Genomic DNA, 17470 nt, shown 5'->3' on the forward strand with positions numbered 1-17470 from the left:
GCGGCGCAAGGCGTCCAGCGTAAGATGTCGGAGATTGAAAACCCCATGGCCACTCCGGGCGGCGAATCAACCATGATGGGGCAATGGCGGGTCGTCCTGCGGCAGGCCGAAGAGGCCGCCCGGGCCGGCAAGTATGAAGAGGCGTTCGCCCTGGCCGGTCGGCCTGAAGTGGTCGACCACCACCAGGCGGTCCAGTTCCGCGGCCGGATCGGCCTGGATCTGATCGCCCGAGCCTCGCGACGAGCCTCGTGCGACGACGTGGCGGGAGCCATCGACGACCTGCGGTTGGCCGAGCGTATCGGCGCGCCGCCCGACTCGTTGGCCGCCGCCCGCCTGAGCCTGGCCGATCAGGTCGCCGCCGAGATCCGCGGCGATCTCGACGTCGGCGAGCCGGTCCGCGCCCTCGAGCGGATCGAGGCGCTGGCCAAGGACAAGATCAGCGGGCCAACCCTGCGACGCTATCGCGAGGTCGCCGAGGCCTGGCGGACGGCGACGGCCGAGGCCCGCCGCGGCGAGTTCGGCGAAGCGATGGAGAACCTCGACCGGGCCGAGCGCCTGGCCGCCGGCTCGGACGCCGAGGCCGCCCAGCAGGCGATCGCCGCCGCCCGCCGCGAACTGGAAGCCCGTCAAAAGACCACAGCGCCCATGGTCGAAGCGCTCTACGCGGCCCTCGGCGGCGGCGAATGGCCCAAGATCCTCGCCGCCGCCGAGGCCCTCGTGACGGCCGTCCCCGAACACCCCGCAGCCCGACAGGCGCGGGCGAAGGCGTGGCAGCAGATCGCCGCCATCGGTCCTTCGAGCGGATCGCAATGGTCGCGTCGCGATAAGGGACCGTCGCGCCCCGTCCGAAGCTCCGAGCCGGCCGACAGGGGCGAGCCGCCCCCAGTCGACCTGACGATCGGCCGCGTCTTTCCGGCGCTTGGACCGACGGCCCGCCCCGATCCGGGACCAGCCCGGCCGCTGGCGAATCCCTCGGCGAGCGGTCCGCAGGGTCGTTTCCTCCTCTGGGCCGACGCCGTGGGCGGCTATCTGGTCTGCCTGAACGACCGAGTCGTTCTGGGCCGCGCCGGAGCCGACAGCCCGGCCGACGTCCCCTTAATGGGCGACCTCTCCCGCGAGCACGCCGTCCTGGTTCGCGGCAGCGAGAGCTACATGATCGAGCCTCGCCGCGACACCTTCGTCAACGGCCGGCGGATCGCCGAGCCGACCGTCCTCCGCAACGGCGACGTGATCCGCCTGGGTTCGACGGTCGAGTTGGAGTTCCGTCAGCCCAGCCCGTTCAGCGCCACGGCCCGGCTGATGATCGTCAGCCGCCATCGGCTGCCGATCGCCGTCGACGGGGTCCTGCTCATGGCCGACACCTGCATCGTCGGCCGGGAGAGCCAGGCTCACATCCCGGCACCGGCCCTGCGGGATTCCATCGTCCTTTATCGCCAGGGCGCCGCCATCTGGTGCCGGGCCAAGGGCGGGTTCGAGGTCGACGGCCGTCCGTGCGTCGCTCGCGCCCCGCTGACCATGACCTCCAGCGTTCTGGGCGAGGGCTTCTCGTTCAGCCTGGAGCCCCTGAGTTCCAACTCGGTCTGACCTCGGAGTCGTTGCGACTGCCATGAGGACGACAACCGATCGATCCGGAATCCGTCCCCGGTCGCTCAACATTTCCCCATCCTCGGCGAACAGACCATAGGCCGGGAAGGACTACGACGTGGCCCGACGCGAACCGCCCCCGGACTCCGGAGCTGAACCACCGATGAACGCCATGGCCGACGCGCGGCTTCGGCCCGACATCGACGAGACGGTCCCTTATCGCGGCGACGACGCGTCGCCCCGCGGCGACGTCCTGCTGACGGGAATTCCTTCCATGATCGAAACCAGCCCTCCTCGGCAGGCCGGCGGCCGGTTCGCCTTCGGTTCCGGCGACCGTCCCCTCGACGGCTACACCATCAAGCGGGCCGTCGGCCGCGGCGGCTTCGGCGAGGTCTATTACGCGACCTCGGACTCGGGCCGCGAGGTGGCCCTGAAGCTGATCCTCCGCAACCTGGACGTCGAGCGCCGGGGCGTCGTCCAGTGCATGAACCTCAAGCACCCGAACCTGCTGTCGATCTTCGACCTGAAGTCGAACGACGCCGGCGATTCGTTCGTGATCATGGAGTACGTCGCAGGCCCTAGCCTGGCCCAGGTGCTCCGCCGGCACCCTCGCGGCCTGCCGATGGACGAGGTTCGACACTGGCTCAAGGGACTGATCGAGGGCGTGGCCTACCTCCACGACCACGGCGTCGTCCACCGCGACCTCAAGCCGGCCAACCTCTTCATGGAAGAGGGCGTCGTCAAGATCGGCGACTACGGCCTGGCCAAACTCATCACCGCCAGCCACGGCAGCGAGCACTCGGAGAGCATCGGCACCTGTCACTACATGGCTCCGGAGATCGGCTCGGGCAAGTACAACCGGCCGATCGACGTCTACGCCGTGGGCGTCATCCTCTATGAGATGCTCGCCGGGCGTGTGCCGTTCGACGGCGAGACCGTCAACGAAATCCTGATGAAACACCTGACGGCCCGTCCCGACCTGACGCCGCTCCCCGAGGCGTATCGCGGGATCGTCGGCCGGGCGCTCGCCAAGGACCCGAACCAGCGGCCGACGAAGCTCTACGACCTGCTCCTCCCCGCCGACGCCCCTCGCGATCCAGAGATCCGGATCATCGGCGACAAGGACTCACACCCGGCGGCTGTCGCCGAGGACGTCCTGGTCATCAAGGCCGAGGAGCCCGTCTTCTACATCGGCCCGGACACGGTGCCTCCGCGCCAGCAGGCGTCGCTCCAGGATCGCCTCAAGGCGGACTGGCGGCGGATGCGGGGGGGGAGCGGATCGAAACGGCCGCCGGTCCGGCAGGCCGGTTTCGTCCGCGCCGGGGTGGAGTCTCCGGCGTTCACGCCGCGCCAGGCGTTCGTCGAACCCGTCGAACCGCCGCTCGCCGCCACCGGCCGAGCCCGAGTCGCCGAGGCGACTGCGTCGATGCTCTGGGCGGCGTTTCTGGTGGCCCTGCTGATCCTGCCGGCGGCGGCCTTGCTCCACATCGACCCGGCCCATGAGGTTCCCCGGCTCGTCTTCCTTTATGGAACGGCCCTGCTTGGAACGTGGGCCTCGATCATCGTGAACAAGTCCCTGGAGGGACGGGATCTCGACGCCGTGGGCCGTCGCGTCGCGGCGATGGCCGCCGGCGCGGCCGTCGGCGGGGGCGCGTTCCTGCTGGAACAGGGGTTGATGCTCTCGCCGACCGCGACGCTCGCTCCTGTCTACTTCGCCGCCATGTACACCGTCACGGCCGGCTGGAACGGCCAGGCCGCTCGCGACCGCTCGCGGCGATTCCGCGTTCTCCCGCTGATCTGGACGCTCCTGCTGGCCGGCGTGCTGAGCCCGTTGTGGCAGCAAGACCCGGGCCAGGGCGCCGTGATCGCGGGGATCATCGCCCTGGTCGTTCAGCTGGCCAGCCCGTGGAGCGAGCCGGCCGCCCGATACAACCAGTACGTGAAGGCCGTTGAAAAGGCCCGAGCCAAAGGCCGTGTCGCCTGACAGCGTCTCATCGTGCGAGGGCCTTGAACGGACCCCGTCGTCGGAGATGGACCTAATCCCATGAAACGTCTGATTGAAATCCTGCTTCTCCTCGGCCTCGCGGCGTTCGTTCTGCTGTCCACGGTCCACGTCGTTCGAGAGGACCGTTTGGGACCGCGAGGCGGCCGGAGCGTGCACGTCCGATTCGGACGCCCCGGGGAGCCTCGCCAGACTCGCCTTCAGGTCTCCCACCGCGTTGAGCCCGTGATCCGGCAGGTCGCCGGCCGGGTCTCCGCGACCGAGGAGCGCGCCAAGGACGACGCCCTGCGGACCCTCGAAACCGAGGTCGCCGACTGGCTGGGACCGCAGGTCGCTTCATCCTGGCACGCTCCCGCCCCCCTGCTCCGCGACATGGTTGAGGAGACCCGCGTGACGCCCACGGAGAAGGACTACGGGACCGTCTACACCGCGGTCCTCGACGCCGACTTCAGCGACTCCCGGCGGAACTTCCTGATCGACTCGTATCGCCGCGAGGTCGGCCGCGACCGGACGATCAAGCTGGGAGCCGGATTCGGGTTCCTGCTCGCCTGCCTGGCCGCCGTCTCGGGGTACATCCGCGCCGACGAGGCGACCCGAGGCTACTACACCAATCGGCTGCGTTTGGCCGCAGCCGCGGCGGTCGGAGCTTCCGGCGTCATCCTGTACCGTTATCTCGTCTGAACTCCGCTCGGCTCCGAGTGGGTTTTCGTGGTCATGGGCCCCCGACCGGAGTTACAATCATCCGTGGGGGTCCATGGCGCACCGCTGGACAGGGCCCCGATCCAGGCGGGACACTTCCACCGATGGCGATGTCCGAATCCGACGGCCTCCTCGTCCGACAGGTTCGCGCCGGCAATGCCCTGGCGTGGCGACAACTCATTGAGCGCTTCGAGGGGCGGCTGCTGGCCTTCGTCGACAGTCGGCTCCGCGACAGGGCCGCCAGCGAGGACGTCGTTCAGGAGACGTTCATCGGCTTCCTCACCAGCCTCCCGCATTACGATGAGAAGCGGGACATGGAAGCCTACCTCTTCTCCATCGCCGCCCACAAGCTGACCGATCACCTGCGCAAGCAGGGACGGCGGCCGATCGACCAGTTCGGCTCCGACGACCATGGCCGTCCGCTCGACGAGGTACCCGGCGGCGCCCGCGCCGCTTCCAGCATCGCCCGCAGCGGCGAACGCCGTCGGGAAGAGGAAAGGGTTCTGAGCGAATCGATGGGCCAACTCATCCGCGAGTGGCTCGGCCGCGGCGACTTCGACCGGATTCGATGCTTGGAGTTGCTCGTCGTCAAGGGCTGGGCCAACAAGGACGTCGCCAAGAGCCTGGGTCTGACCGAACAGGCAGTGGCCAGCTACAAGTTCCAGACGATCGCCCGGCTCAAGGAAATGGCCCGACGCGCCGGGACGAGCCTCGACGACCTGAACCAAGGGTGACGGCGTGATGAATCGTGAGGAACCGCTCCCAGCCCCCGCCCTGATCGACGAGGAGACGCTCCGCGGCTACCTGGCCGACCGTCTCCCGTCCGAGTTGATGGCGCGCGTCGAGAAGGCGTTGCGCGAGTCGGCCTCGCTCCGGGCGCGTCTCGAAGACGTGCGTAACGATCGCGAGGACTTCCAACTCCACAGCCTCGGCGCGATCTGGCGGCGCTCCCGACTGACCTGCCCCACGCGCCAGCAACTCGGCAGCTACCTGCTCGACGCGCTCGACCCGGACCTGGGGGAATACTTCAGGTTCCACCTGGAGATCGTGGAATGTCCATTCTGCCAGGCGAACCTGGCCGACCTGGAAGCTCAGAGCGTCGCTCCCTCCGCCGTTCACGAATCACGGCATCGGCAGCAGCGCATCCTCAAGTCGAGTGAGCATCTGCTCAACGAAGACGGGAACTGAGGCGACTTTATTTCCAGGGCTTCGTCCCGACCAGCTGGGGGTCAGCCCCGGGCCGAGTGGCGTCTGGTCGGACGAGCGAATAGGCGTTGGGAGTCAGGCGGCCGTCGACGGCCGCCGGCGCCATCGAGAACTGGACCCCCGTTCGGATCGCCCCCGTCTCCTGGAAAGCCTTCGACCAGTCGTCGAACCCAGCGACCGCGGCGACGCCGTTGGGCCCCGCGACCCAGGCGTCGCCGATGACGTCGAGTTGATTGTCAACGCCGGACCATTTCAGCAAGCCGGGCTTCCAGGGGTCGTCCGATTGAGCAGGCGTCCAGTCGATCAACCGATCGACCTTCGCGGCGCATGAGACGACGTCCAGCAGGAGCGGTGCGTTCTCGGAAAAGCCGGCGATCTGGAAGATCCCCTCGCCGGCCACAGTGCAATGTTCCATCCTGATCGAGCGGCCAGCGTCTCGAACCCCGCCTCCCCCAAACGCGATCTTCGCCGCCCATCCCCTGCGCACTGATTTCTCAGCCTGGACGGCCTCGGTCGGGGTCCCGCCGGGGACGAACATCGACTGCCGAATGGTGTGCTGAGGCCCCGCCATCGCCTGGATCTCCAGGGCTGTCGCGAAACCCTCGAACCAGCAATCGGACACATCCAGAACCGCTCCATCGGAGACGACCGCGCGCGAGCCCTGGTAGCCTTCGAAAGGCGCGGTCCGAAAAGCGCAGTGGTCGATCAACCCTTTCCCCGCCAGCAGCAAAACCGGGGGAGACGAAGCAGCCGGCGACTTGGTGCGATTGACCTCGAAGATCAAGTTCCGGAGTTCAAGGTTGACCCCCGGTCCAACCGAGATGAACGGCTGATCGCCGTCGAGCTCGACCTTGACGACTACGGGTGCTTCTCCGCCCCCCTTGATCAGGAGGTTCCCTCGCCCCGACACCATGCGCCCCGGGCCTGATTTGAACTCGATGGGCGTTCCAGGCTTGAGAACGACGATCCCCTTGCCCGCGATCGCCGCCTCCATCGCCTGAAGCAGGTCCGGAACTGGCTTGGGGGAATGATCCGCCGACTGGACGGCGATCGAGGAGTCTCCCCAGTCGATCGGCGCAGGTCGGGGCGTCGGCTGGACGAGCTTTCCACCGACCAAGTTCGTTGGAGGCGTTTGAGCATGCCCGGCCCCGGCTCCACCCCCTCGCCAGAAAACGGCCAGGCCGACGGCCCCAAGAGCGAGCAACCCCAGCAGGACGCCGGCCGCCATCTTCCGCCGGCCGGAGAGGATCGTCTCAAGCGTTGACGAAACCGAAGCCGAGCCCGCGTCCGATACAGCCGAGCCGCCGTCCGACCCGGATGAGGGTTTCGAACCACTGGAGCTGAACCAGGACCGATTGGGTCGCACCGAGTCCAGTAGCGCCGGCTCGCGGAGATCGACGTGGATCGGGAACTCCTCGGAAACGTCGGCCTCGCTGCCGGTCTCCCCCGTGGAGCCCACGGCGGGCGCATCCGAGGGGAGTTCCGTTCCACGAGACTCAACGCTCTTCGCTCCCACAGCCAGGACAGGGCGGCGTTCGGAGCTCTTGTCGGCGAAAGGCTTCAACGCGACGGCGACTTCGTATGGGGTTTGGAACCGCTCCTCGGGCTTCTTCCGCATCATCGTCCGGACGACCTCGCCGAGTCCCGGGGGAAGCTCCGGAACCAGGTCCTCCAGCCGCGGAGGCTCCTGCGATTGATGCGCGAAGAGCTTCTCCGCCAGGCCCGGATGGGGGAAGGGCACCTGGCCGGCGATCATGTGGTAGAGAGAGCATCCCAGCGAGTAGATATCACTACGGATGTCTGCCGAGTGCGAATGGCGAGCCTGCTCCGGGGCCACGTAGTCAAAGGTGCCGACGGTCGCGCCGTCGCGCGTCACCTTCGCCTCGTCGGCCAGATCGATGGCCAGTCCCATGTCGGCCAGTTTGGCGATCCCGTCGTGGGTCACGATCACGTTGTACGGGTTGACGTCGCGATGGATCAGCCCTTTGTTATGAGCGTGGTCGAGCCCCAACGCCACCTGCCGGCCGAACTGTGCGGCCGCGCTCGGCGGGATCCTCCCCTGAACCGCGATGTGGAAGCCGAGGGTCTTCCCCTCGATGAACTCCATGACGAGGTAGTGGCGGCCCTGCGATTCACCGAAATCGTACAGCCGCACCAGGTTCTCGTGCTGGAGTTGGGCCCCCACCTTGGCCTCTCGGCGAAATCGCGCGATCGCTCGAGGGTTGTTGATCCGGTCCGGCGAGAGGATCTTCAAAGCCACCTGGCGATCGAGACGCGTATCTCTCGCGCAGTAGACGCGTCCCATGCCCCCCTGCCCGATCAGATCCTCGAGCACGTAACGGTCGACCCGAAAGCCCGTGATGCGGCCTGCGAGGAGCTGCTGCGCCTGCCAAAGGGTCAACAAGTCCAGCAACACCGCCTGGCGGCCGAGACGTCGGTCGATGTGCTCGGGCGCGTCGCGCTTCTCGGGAGGGATCGCCTCCCAGCACGCCGCCAGCGCCTCAGCGTCAAGAAGACTGCTCTGAAGCGCCGCCTGCCAAAATCGCGATGTCGTCGGATCGAGCATGCCGGATCCTGAACCGCCCAGGGGAGCCTGGCGGACGGGAGAAAAGAGGAGAAGACGCCCGCCTTCATCGCCGGGACAGCGTGGCCCTCCTTTTAATGTAACCTTTCCCCCCCTGCGCACTCAAGCATTCCAGAGATGCGAAAGGGCGAGCCGCCCCGCAAAGTCCGGTGGAAAACGTCGGAAAAGGCTCGCGAGAGAGCCATCGTCCGAACGCCCGATCAAGGCGGACCGGCGAGGTCGGGAACCGCACCCCGGCCTGGAAAGCTCGGGGGTTCCGGCTATTTGTCGCATGCTGAATGTCGTTTCTAGGCAGCATACGCGCCGACGTGATTTAACATGGGCCACTCGACAGTCACCGAACGCCTGGGCCCTTCGTTAAACCATCGCGTTCATTTCGACAATGAAGTCAACCGTCGGCGCCTCCGAGGGGGGGCGGCATCGGAGTGAAGGAGACTCGCGGGGATTCATGGTGGTAGGGAGGCCGCACGTACCCGAACCGAATCAGGAGGTTCTCGGCATGTCGCCTCAGATGATTCGACCCGTCTTCGATCCGGAGTGTCGGCGGGTCTTCCATGTCGACCGGCAGGGCGCGCGGGCGCACCTCATCGCGTTAGAGATCTGGAATCGGGCCACAGGACGTGACCTTCAAGGCCGTCGACTGATCATCTACCGCTGCCTTCGATGCGGCGGCTACCACGTCGCGACACGATCGGCCACAACGGAAACCACGACGACGGCTCCCCCCTCGGAGACGTCGGCGAGCTTGACGACCGAGCCTGGGAGCCCGCCGTTCCACTGACCGGCGGGCTCTCAAGCCGACCATGATTGATTCCAACACCTCACCGCGAGGTCGCGGCCAGGTCTTCGGCCAAACGCTCGACGACCTCGCGGGTCAGGTGGCACGTGGTCCGGCGGCGGCGGCGGTCGGCCGGGTCGTAGGCGAAGCGCTCGACGCGGCAAATCCCGTCGCGACTCAGACGCACCTCATAGTAATTGCGCGCATCGCCCCGGCTGGTCGGGGTCTGGCTGCGAAGCTGCACTTCGCCCCGGCCGCCGTCGACCTCCAGGACGTGGAGCGGCTCCATCAGATAGGTGACCCTACGCGCGATGCGCTCGCCCCAGGCGTTCAATTCCGGGGGCGACCATTCCTTGCGGTCGGTCGTCGCAAATTCGAGCCCGTCGAGAGCAACGCCCACAGCGTCCAGGGCGGCGATCTCCAGTGTTACTCGGTCGGGACCCTCGTCCACCGTGACGGAGCACGGCAGGTTGTAGGCCCGAGTGTTCTCGTCAAGCGCGGCGGCGATCTTTCGGCTCAGTGTCATGGGAAACACCTCCCAAGGGTCGGATCGAGTGATCGGTTCCGTCGAACGACAGCAAAGTGGGCCGCCCGTCGACGGTCGTCTCCAGGTGGACCGGGCGCGTCCAGAGGCGGTGAAGATGACGGAGAGTGTCCTGCGCGTAATCCAGCCGCAGGTCGACGCCGAAATGCTCCTGGCCCAGGTACATCTCACCGCGGTTGCGGTAGTTGCCGTCCCGAACTCGGATGATCGGCTGACCGAAGTTCGTCAGGTTGAAGAGAAGACGCTCCTTGATCTTCTTGAATTCGCGGCTTTCGATCTCGTACAGGTCGTTCTGCTCGTTGTGCTTGAAGCTGAAAAGGTTGTGGCGTTTGCAGAAGTCCTGCGTCAAAAACGTGTCGATGAACGTCACGTCGTTATGGATTCGACGAACCTCGAAGATCTTCTGACGGCCGAGACCGAGCTGTTTATCCCAGCGTCGCTTCTCCTCGTAGTCGTCGCATTCCTCCCACTCGGCGCCGAACTGGCCCTTGTTCCAACGCTCCTCAATGTCGCGGAGCAGTTCGATGCCAATCTTGTACGGGTTGAGACGCCCGGGCTGGGTCGCCATCGTCCCCGAGTGGTGGTCGGCGTAATCAAGAAGCTCTGAGGAGTGCAGGAGCTTCTGGGTCATCATCGTCGAGTGCCAGAACGAGGCCCAGCCCTCGTTCATGATCTTGGTCTGGCCCTGGGGGGCGAAGTAATACGCCTCCTCGCGAATGATCGCCAGGACGTCGTGCTGCCACGGCTTGAGCGGGGCGTGCTCCAGCAGGAACAGAAGAACGTCGCGTTCCGGCCGTTCCGGGAACGACATCGGTTTGGCCTTCTGACGCTCGGCCTCCTTGAGCCGTTGTTCTTCCTTGAGAACGCCTGGCGGGTTGATGAAGTCGTCCATGTACGACTTGCTCTGGAACTTCGAGGGCCGGCTCTCCGCCTCGACACCCTCCTCGTCGAAGTCGTAGCGGCTGACGGGATCTCGCCGCTTGATGAGAGGCGAGTAGACGTCGATCAGGTTTTCCAGCGACAGGCACGAGTCGATGAAGCTCTCGACGGCGTCCTCGCCGAACCGCTCCATGTACGAACGGATCCGACTGCCGTGGTTGGCCGTCTCGTCCATCATCTTGCGGTTCGTCTGGCTGAACCAAATGTTGTTCTTGAAGAAGTCGTTGTGGCCGTAGACATGGGCCATGACCAGCTTCTGATCGACCAACTGATTGCAGCGCAGGAGGTAGGCGTAGCAGGGGTCGTTGTTGATGACCATCTCATAGATCTTCTGGAGCCCGTAGCGGTAGCCCTTGGAGAGCTGCTGGTACTCCATCCCGAACCGCCAGTGAGGGTAGCGGGTGGGGAATCCGCCGTAAGCGGCGATCATCGAGATCTCGTCGTAGTCGCAGACCTCGAAGATGCACTCATAGAAGTCGAGCCCGTACTCGCGGGCGTGGCCCTCGGTCTCGACCTGGATGGCCCTGAGGTCGGCGGGAAGGTCGTGGGTGTTGACGGTCGACATGGCTCGGGTCTCTCGTCTCGGGAACTCTCGCGAATCTCAAGCCCGCGGTCGTGTCATCTCACTTCACGTCGCCGGCCCTCGAGGGCGTTTGGCGACGACCTCGGCGGCCCAGCGGCGGACCTCGTCCGCCCAGGCGGTGACGCCCGCCTCCATCGGCCGATTGATCCAGGAATGGACCTCGATGGCGCTGACGCCCGGGACGGCGATGCTCGCCTCAGTCTTGGCGTACCGGCCGTCCTCGCCGAGCGTCAGCATCACGATCTCGGTCGGGGTACAAATCCAAACCTCAGGAACGCCCAGTCGACGGTAGACCTCAATCGCGTCGTCCGCGTCGTGGGTGACGACCACCTCCACGGCCAGGTCGGGAGGGGGATCGATCCGCAGATCGATAACCGCTTTCCCCTGGATAAGGGCCCGGTTCGCGAGGTAGTAGGTCTCATCCCCTTCAACTCCACCTCGCTTACGCTTGCGGCGGAAGGTCGTCGACCCGGCTGGAAGGAACGGCACGCCAAGCCCGGCGAGAGCCGACGCGATGAAATAGTCGAGAAGCTTTTTCAGGGTTTCATGCCGATAGGACGGGGACCCGAGCGACAGCCTCCCGTCGAGGTAGGTCATTCTGGGGAGGCTGCGTCCACCGCGAAGGCGGAGCATCGCGGCGTAGCCGGCCCAGTCGATCCCCTCAAGGGCGACGAGTTGGTCGCTCTGGGTCTCGGCCGTCGTCTCAGACGTCGTGATGGTCGCCATGAATCCTTCCTCTCCGTGTCACGCTCGGGTCCCTTCTCACCTCGATGGGCCCTTAACGCCCGCGCCCCAGGAATTCCTTGATCGATTCGTAGATGCCTTCCTTATTACGGATCTCGGACAGCGCCAGGTTCGGGACCTCGTCAAAAGCTTCTTCGAGTTCCCGGTAGAATTCGCCGGAGCCGTAGGGGCTTTCGACCTGGCCGTAGCAGAAGAGGTTGCACTTGGGGAGCAGTTGCTCACGGAGCAGCCCGATGCACTGGCGGTTGTCCTCTCCCCAGTTGTCGCCGTCGGAGAAGTGGAGGACGTAGATATTCCAGTCCATCGGCGAGTGATGCTCGTCGATGATCTTGTTGGCCAGGTTGTAGGCGGAGCTGATCCGCGTGCCGCCGCTCTCGCGTGTGTGGTAGAACGTGTGCTCGTCCACCTCGCGGGCGACGGCGTCGTGGATGATGTAGCGGGTCGTCACCCCGTCGTACTGGCTCTTCAGCCAGGCGTCGATCCAGAAGGCCTCGGTCCGAACGATCTCCTTCTGGTCGTCGGTCATCGACCCGGAGACGTCCATCAGGTACAACACCACGGCGTTGAACTGGGGCGAGATGATCGGGTTCCAGGACCGGTAGAGCTTGTCCTCACGGATCGGAATGACCAGCGGGTCGCGCGGGTCGTACTGGCTGGACGCGATCTGACGCCGAAGCGCTTTCTTGTAGGTGCGCTTGAAGTGGCGAAGGCTCTCGGGGCCGGTCTGGCGGATGCCCGTGTACTTGTCCTTCTCCTCGATGATGTTGGCCCGCCCTTTGGGCTCGATTCGCGGCAGCGCGAGTTCCTCGCCGAGGATCTGGGCGAGGTCGTCCATCGTCAACTCGACTTCGAGGATGTGCTGACCGGGAGCCTCGCCCGCGCCGGGGCCGGCCTCGCCGTCGCCGCCGCGGCCGATGGGCGTGCCGACGTCGCCGGGGCCCTGCCCCACACCGCCCCGGTTCTTCTCGCCGTAGCGGAATTCAGGGATCTCGATCTGGGGCAGAGGAATCGACACGAACTCGCCGCCGGTCTTGCCGATCATCTCGCCGTGCGTGATGTACTTGCGAAGATCGGATTTGATCTTGCCCCGAACGATTTGTTTGAAGCGACTGGCGTCGCGATCGATTTTTCGCACCACGGCTGTAGAGCCCCCGCCGCTCGCTGGTTTGTTGGGTTTCCCGTCCTCGCGAAGTCCGACCGCGGCGCGACCGGGACGAAAACGCACCCGCCGCGTCGGCCCGGCGCACGCGGAACGACGAACGCTCCGGGGATCGCCTGAGATCCGCCGGATTCCACTTGGCAAAGAGCGATGAAAAGTTCGTAGGTGATGACGACTGGAACGAGTCGAGACGGGCCGGACGACGAAGGGGTGGGCTTGAATTGCGGCTCGCGTCGAGGCTACTGGGCTCCAATCCCGGGGATCTCCGTCTCCTCAGCAAATTGTAGGCCGCGCGCCCAGGCGTCTTCAAGACGTCCCGTCTCTTCCGGCCTTACCGCATGGCGCGCGTGGTTTTCCGGCATCACGACGCCCGACTTTCGGGCTCGTTCTGCCTAGTCCGCGTGCGGCCCGCGAGAAGGTCGGTGAGACCGTCGCGGGCCGCGCGAGGTGAAGCCTTAGTGGCCGCCGCGTTTGACGTCGCCGCGGGCGAAAATGCTGGCGACGTAGTTCAAGACGTCGGTTGCCGAATCCTCGTCGTAGCCATAGCTGCGGATCAGCCGAGCCTTGACGATGTCGATCTTTTCCTGAGTGTCCTTGTCGACCACGCTGGAGACCAGGCTGGTCAGCTTGATCGTGTCCTTCTGGTCCTGGAACAGTTTCAGTTCCAGGGCCTTCTGGAGACGCTCGTTGGTACGGTAGTCGAACTTCCGGCCGTCGAGGGCGAGGGCGCCGATGTAGTTCATGATCTCGCGGCGGAAGTCGTCTTTGCGGCTTTCAGGAATGTCGATCTTTTCTTCGATCGACCTCATCAGCCGCTCGTCGGGCTCCTCGGTCTGGCCGGTGTACTTGTTCTTGACCTTCTCGCGCTGGGTGTACGCCTTGACGTTGTCGATGTAGTTGCCGCAGAGCCGAGTCAGGGCGTCCTCGTCAGCGGCGATGGCCCGCTGGACCTCGTTCTTGACGATGTCCTCGTACTCCTCCTTCACCAGCGAGAGCAGGTGTCGGTAGTGCTTGCGGGTCTCGTCGCTGTTGATGAGCGAGTGGTGCTTGAGGCCCGACTCCAATTCGTTGAGGACCATGAACGGGTTGATCGACCGTTCCGTCGGGTGGGCGACGAGGGCGTTGGAGATCTTGTCCTGCACGTAGCGCGGGCTGATCCCCTGCATCCCCTCGCGTTCAGACTCCTCGCGAAGCTCCTTGATGTTGTCCTCGGTGAACCCGGGGAGGGTCTTGCCGTTGTACAGCTTGAGCTTCTGCATCAGGGTCAGGCCGGCGTTCTTGGGCTCCTCAAGCCGGGTGAGGACCGCCCACATCGCGGCCACCTCCAGCGTGTGGGGAGCCAGCCGTTTGCCGCGGACCTTGCGCTCGTTGTAATCCTTCTCGTAGATGTGGATTTCATCCGCGAGCCGGGTGACGTAGGGGACGTCGATCTTGACCGTACGGTCGCGAAGAGCCTCCATGAACTCGTTGGACTGGAGCTTCTTGTACTCGGGCTCGTTGGTGTGCCCGATGATGACCTCGTCGATGTCGGTCTGGGCGAACTTCTTGGGCTTGATCTTATGTTCCTGGCTGGCGCCCAGCAGGTCGTACAGGAAGGCGACGTCGAGCTTGAGGACCTCGATGAACTCGATGATGCCGCGATTGGAGATGTTGAACTCGCCGTCGAAATTGAACGCCCGGGGATCGCTCTCCGTGCCGTACTCGGCGATCTTCCGGTAGTTGATGTCGCCGGTCAGTTCGGTGGCGTCCTGGTTCTTCTCGTCCTTCGGTTGGAACGTGCCGATGCCGATCCGGTCCTGCTCCGAGAGGATCAGGCGGCGGACCCGGACGTCCTGCACGACCTTCGACCAGTCGCCCGCGTAGCGCTCCATCCTGTCGTTGAACATCTGGCGGCAGAACGGGCAGAGGTCGCCCACGACGTTGAAGTCGTACGGGTAATCCTCGGTCCCCTGGATGAGCCGGCCGAGGACGTCGGCGCGGGCGTCCTGGGGGATCAGGTGCAGCGGCTCCTCGTGCATCGGGCACTCGTGGAACAGCTCCTCGCCCTCGGGACCGACGTCCTTCCAGCCGAAGCTGAAGAGACGGCCTTCCTCCGAATGCGAGTAGCGTTCCATTCCCTTCTTTAGCAGCCGCGCCAGCGTGCTCTTGGAACTGCCGACGGGACCGTGCAACAGCAGCACGCGGCGTTCGGTGCCGTAGCCGTGCGCAGCGCTCTTGAGGACGTTGACCAGACTGATCATGGTCCGTTCGAGCCCGAAGATGGCGTCCTGACCGCCGTCGTCGGGGTCGTCGAAGAAGCGGTATCGAACCAGCTTCTCCTTATTGACGGTGATCTCCTCGGTCCCCTTGCTCGTGATCATGTCGTACAAGCGCTGGTAGGCCGTTCGAGTGATCCTCGGATCGTCGCGAACGACGTCCAAATAATCGGCGAACGTGCCGGTCCAATGCTTCTGCTTGTACTCGTCCGGATTCTGACGGCGGGCGACCAGGGCGATGAGATCCGATCCTGCGGACATGACGGGGATCCTCCTGAAGGTCGTTAATTCAGGCTGTATTGCGTCCGAGGGGGAGTCGATGCGGGCGGCGTCGGTCGCTCAAGGGGCGGGGTCGGCCTAAGGGCGCGGGGGGGCGTACGCCCCGTTCCGGCTGAGAGGCGCGACCGCATTGCCAATGAGAACGACGCGACGGGAGGCTGGCTCGACCGGTTCGGATCTCCCACGGCGGTCGACGAGCGAGCGTTGGTCCGGAAGGGGGACGAAAGGGTCTCCGAAGAGGAAGGAACGCCGACCGGGCCGCCGTCGCGCGACCCGGGGTGGTCGATCGTCATTACAACCCCGTTCTCGCGAATCTGTCAAGCGTAGCGGAGGCCGTCGACCCGCCTCCCAGGGCCGTATCAACCGCCGCACTTACCTCAATGGTACGACCCAATCCCTGATTCTGACCGACGGCGTCATAAAAAACCGGACGATCGAGGGTCCAGACCTTGGAGTCGCAACGAAAATCGGGGGTGTAAAGAGACGACGCGAGCGAGGCGTCGATGCAACGCACCCTCTCTTAATGATGACGCCGCAACGCCCGCAGGGGTTCGAGCAAATCAGCCGGCGTTCGGGATTGGCGCGGCTTCGATCTCGGACTCGGGCGACTCGGCGGCCCTCTCGACCTCCGCTGATCGAGCGACGGGCAAAACCTGTTCGGCCAGGACGATGAAGACGGCGAGAGTCCAGAGACCGACGGGGAGCGTCGCGTAGTGGGCGTAGGCGTCGGCGGCGGGAAGAACCCAGCCGGCCGGAGGAAGTATCTGAACCAGAGCGTAAGCGACCGCCGAAAGCCCCGCGCACGCAACGACGGCCATCGCCGTCGCGACCGCCATTCTTCCACCCTCGCGGCGGAGGCTCCGGCGGAACCCCAGCCAGGCCTCTCCCCATCCGCCGCCGCTCCAGGCGATCGCCCCGACGATCCCCATCACCACCAGCGAGGCGGTCTGAATCCAGACCAGTCCCGGCCCCAGGCTCCACCGCAGAACTCGGCCTGGCTCCGTCGCCATCCAGGAGGCCGGGAAATGCTGCGAGGCCAGCACCAACGCCGTCGCCGCATACCGGCCCGGCAAGGCGGCGAGGCATCCCAGACAGGCGGCTGGCATCAACCCGAACGCCCGTGAAGGATCGAAGCGCGAGCTGAAGTCCTCGCTCGGCTCGCCGTCGCGGATCTCCACGAGCACCCAGGCCAACAGAAAGCCGTCGCAGACCAGCATCAGAAAAGGAATGATCGCCACTTCAATGAGCAGACAGTTTCCGACCGGAAGATCGCCGCCTCCCGCCAACCGGCAAAAGAGCCGGTACAGCAATTGGAGTCCCAGACATGTGCCGACGACGCCCTGCCACGCCGAGACGCCTTCCTGCTCGAAGCCGTTGAGCCTCAACGGTCCTCCCGCCGGACCGAGGCCCTTCGAGACCGCCCGGAGCCTCCCCGCCGAGAGGACGATCGCCAGGGCCGTGGCGAGAATCGGCAGCGAATCACCCAGTCCCGCCACGTCGCGCAAGGGTGTGACGGCGGCCGTCGCCGCGTGTTCGGCGACGAGTTCGACGGGCGTCCGCCCGCGCTTGAGCATCAGGAGATCCGATCGACCGCGCTCGGCGTCCTCGAAGAAAAAGCCGACGCACTGGGAGGCCGTCCAGGAAAGGACCGTCAGCGTCAGCAGAACCGTGACCATGCCGGCCGCCCGCCAGACGCGCGTCATGGCTTCGCGAACGAGCCGAACGTGTCCCGGAACATCCACGAGTTGCCGCAAGACGGCCCCCGGCCCCTGCACCAGCGTCGCCAGCAACGCCAGCAGCAGCGGCCCCACGACGATGATCCAGAGGATCTCCCAATCCGGAGCCGGCCGCGACGGCGAAAGCGTCAGGCCGCCGCACCATCGCCTTAAAGCGAGATAGGCCGCGGCCGCCGGGCTTCCGGCTCCCGTCGCCTGCGCCCAGATCCAGGGGGAGCCCAACGAACCCATCGGTTCACCGCCCGAAGCAGCCCCGGCCGCGGGTCGGGGACGCCCGCCGCGGCCCCCTTGCGCCTCGCCCCGCCTAACCTGCGACGAGTGTAATCGGCTCGGGTCGGCGACGCCAGCGCGCATCCCGCACGACCATCGGATTCCGCG

12 protein-coding genes are annotated in these 17470 nt (G+C 65.7%); 5 read left to right on the top strand and 7 right to left on the bottom strand.

Annotated elements, in window-relative coordinates; all coding sequences use genetic code 11:
* The first annotated feature begins 45 nt into the window (after positions 1-45).
* From G5C50_RS15875 to G5C50_RS15895, 5 genes are all read left to right on the top strand, one after another.
* The gene (locus G5C50_RS15875) at positions 46-1584 is read left to right on the top strand and encodes an FHA domain-containing protein (protein WP_206107725.1); all 1539 of its coding nucleotides are present in this window, start codon (positions 46-48) and stop codon (positions 1582-1584) included.
* Positions 1585-1747: 163 nt separating this feature from the next.
* On the top strand, positions 1748-3568 hold the full coding sequence (locus G5C50_RS15880) for a serine/threonine-protein kinase (protein WP_165070975.1): 1821 nt from the start codon (positions 1748-1750) through the stop codon (positions 3566-3568).
* Between the two features lie 60 nt (positions 3569-3628).
* Positions 3629-4267: a hypothetical protein gene (locus G5C50_RS15885; protein ID WP_165070977.1), complete on the top strand. Its 639-nt coding sequence runs from the start codon at positions 3629-3631 to the stop codon at positions 4265-4267.
* A gap of 122 nt (positions 4268-4389) precedes the next feature.
* Positions 4390-5019 (top strand): RNA polymerase sigma factor, encoded by a 630-nt coding sequence (locus G5C50_RS15890; RefSeq protein WP_165070979.1) that lies wholly within the window; start codon positions 4390-4392, stop codon positions 5017-5019.
* 7 nt (positions 5020-5026) lie between these two features.
* Positions 5027-5473 (top strand): hypothetical protein, encoded by a 447-nt coding sequence (locus G5C50_RS15895; RefSeq protein WP_165070980.1) that lies wholly within the window; start codon positions 5027-5029, stop codon positions 5471-5473.
* A gap of 7 nt (positions 5474-5480) precedes the next feature.
* Here G5C50_RS15895 and G5C50_RS15900 read toward each other — a convergent pair whose 3' ends face one another.
* The 7 genes from G5C50_RS15900 to G5C50_RS15930 form a co-directional block, all read right to left on the bottom strand.
* Positions 5481-8057 carry a serine/threonine-protein kinase gene (locus G5C50_RS15900; RefSeq protein WP_165070981.1) on the bottom strand — a complete coding sequence of 859 codons (2577 nt, stop codon included), beginning with the start codon at positions 8055-8057 and terminating at the stop codon, positions 5481-5483.
* 839 nt (positions 8058-8896) lie between these two features.
* Positions 8897-9379 carry a hypothetical protein gene (locus tag G5C50_RS15905; RefSeq protein WP_165070982.1) on the bottom strand — a complete coding sequence of 161 codons (483 nt, stop codon included), beginning with the start codon at positions 9377-9379 and terminating at the stop codon, positions 8897-8899.
* Positions 9345-10901 carry a SpoVR family protein gene (locus G5C50_RS15910; RefSeq protein WP_165070984.1) on the bottom strand — a complete coding sequence of 519 codons (1557 nt, stop codon included), beginning with the start codon at positions 10899-10901 and terminating at the stop codon, positions 9345-9347. Before G5C50_RS15910 ends, G5C50_RS15905 begins: the two co-directional genes overlap by 35 nt.
* 63 nt (positions 10902-10964) lie before the next feature.
* A complete protein-coding gene (locus G5C50_RS15915; RefSeq protein ID WP_165070985.1) occupies positions 10965-11645 on the bottom strand; it encodes a Uma2 family endonuclease in 681 nt (226 codons plus the stop codon).
* 52 nt (positions 11646-11697) lie between these two features.
* Positions 11698-12801, bottom strand: a complete 1104-nt coding sequence (locus G5C50_RS15920) for a DUF444 family protein (RefSeq protein ID WP_165070987.1) — start codon at positions 12799-12801, stop codon at positions 11698-11700.
* A 476-nt stretch (positions 12802-13277) separates the two neighbouring features.
* Entirely contained in the window at positions 13278-15338 is a 2061-nt protein-coding gene (locus G5C50_RS15925) for a PrkA family serine protein kinase (protein ID WP_165070988.1), read from the bottom strand.
* A gap of 578 nt (positions 15339-15916) precedes the next feature.
* Positions 15917-17323 (bottom strand): hypothetical protein, encoded by a 1407-nt coding sequence (locus G5C50_RS15930; protein ID WP_165070990.1) that lies wholly within the window; start codon positions 17321-17323, stop codon positions 15917-15919.
* Between the last annotated feature and the right edge of the window lie 147 nt (positions 17324-17470).

This window comes from Paludisphaera rhizosphaerae, assembly GCF_011065895.1.
Taxonomy (GTDB): domain Bacteria; phylum Planctomycetota; class Planctomycetia; order Isosphaerales; family Isosphaeraceae; genus Paludisphaera; species Paludisphaera rhizosphaerae.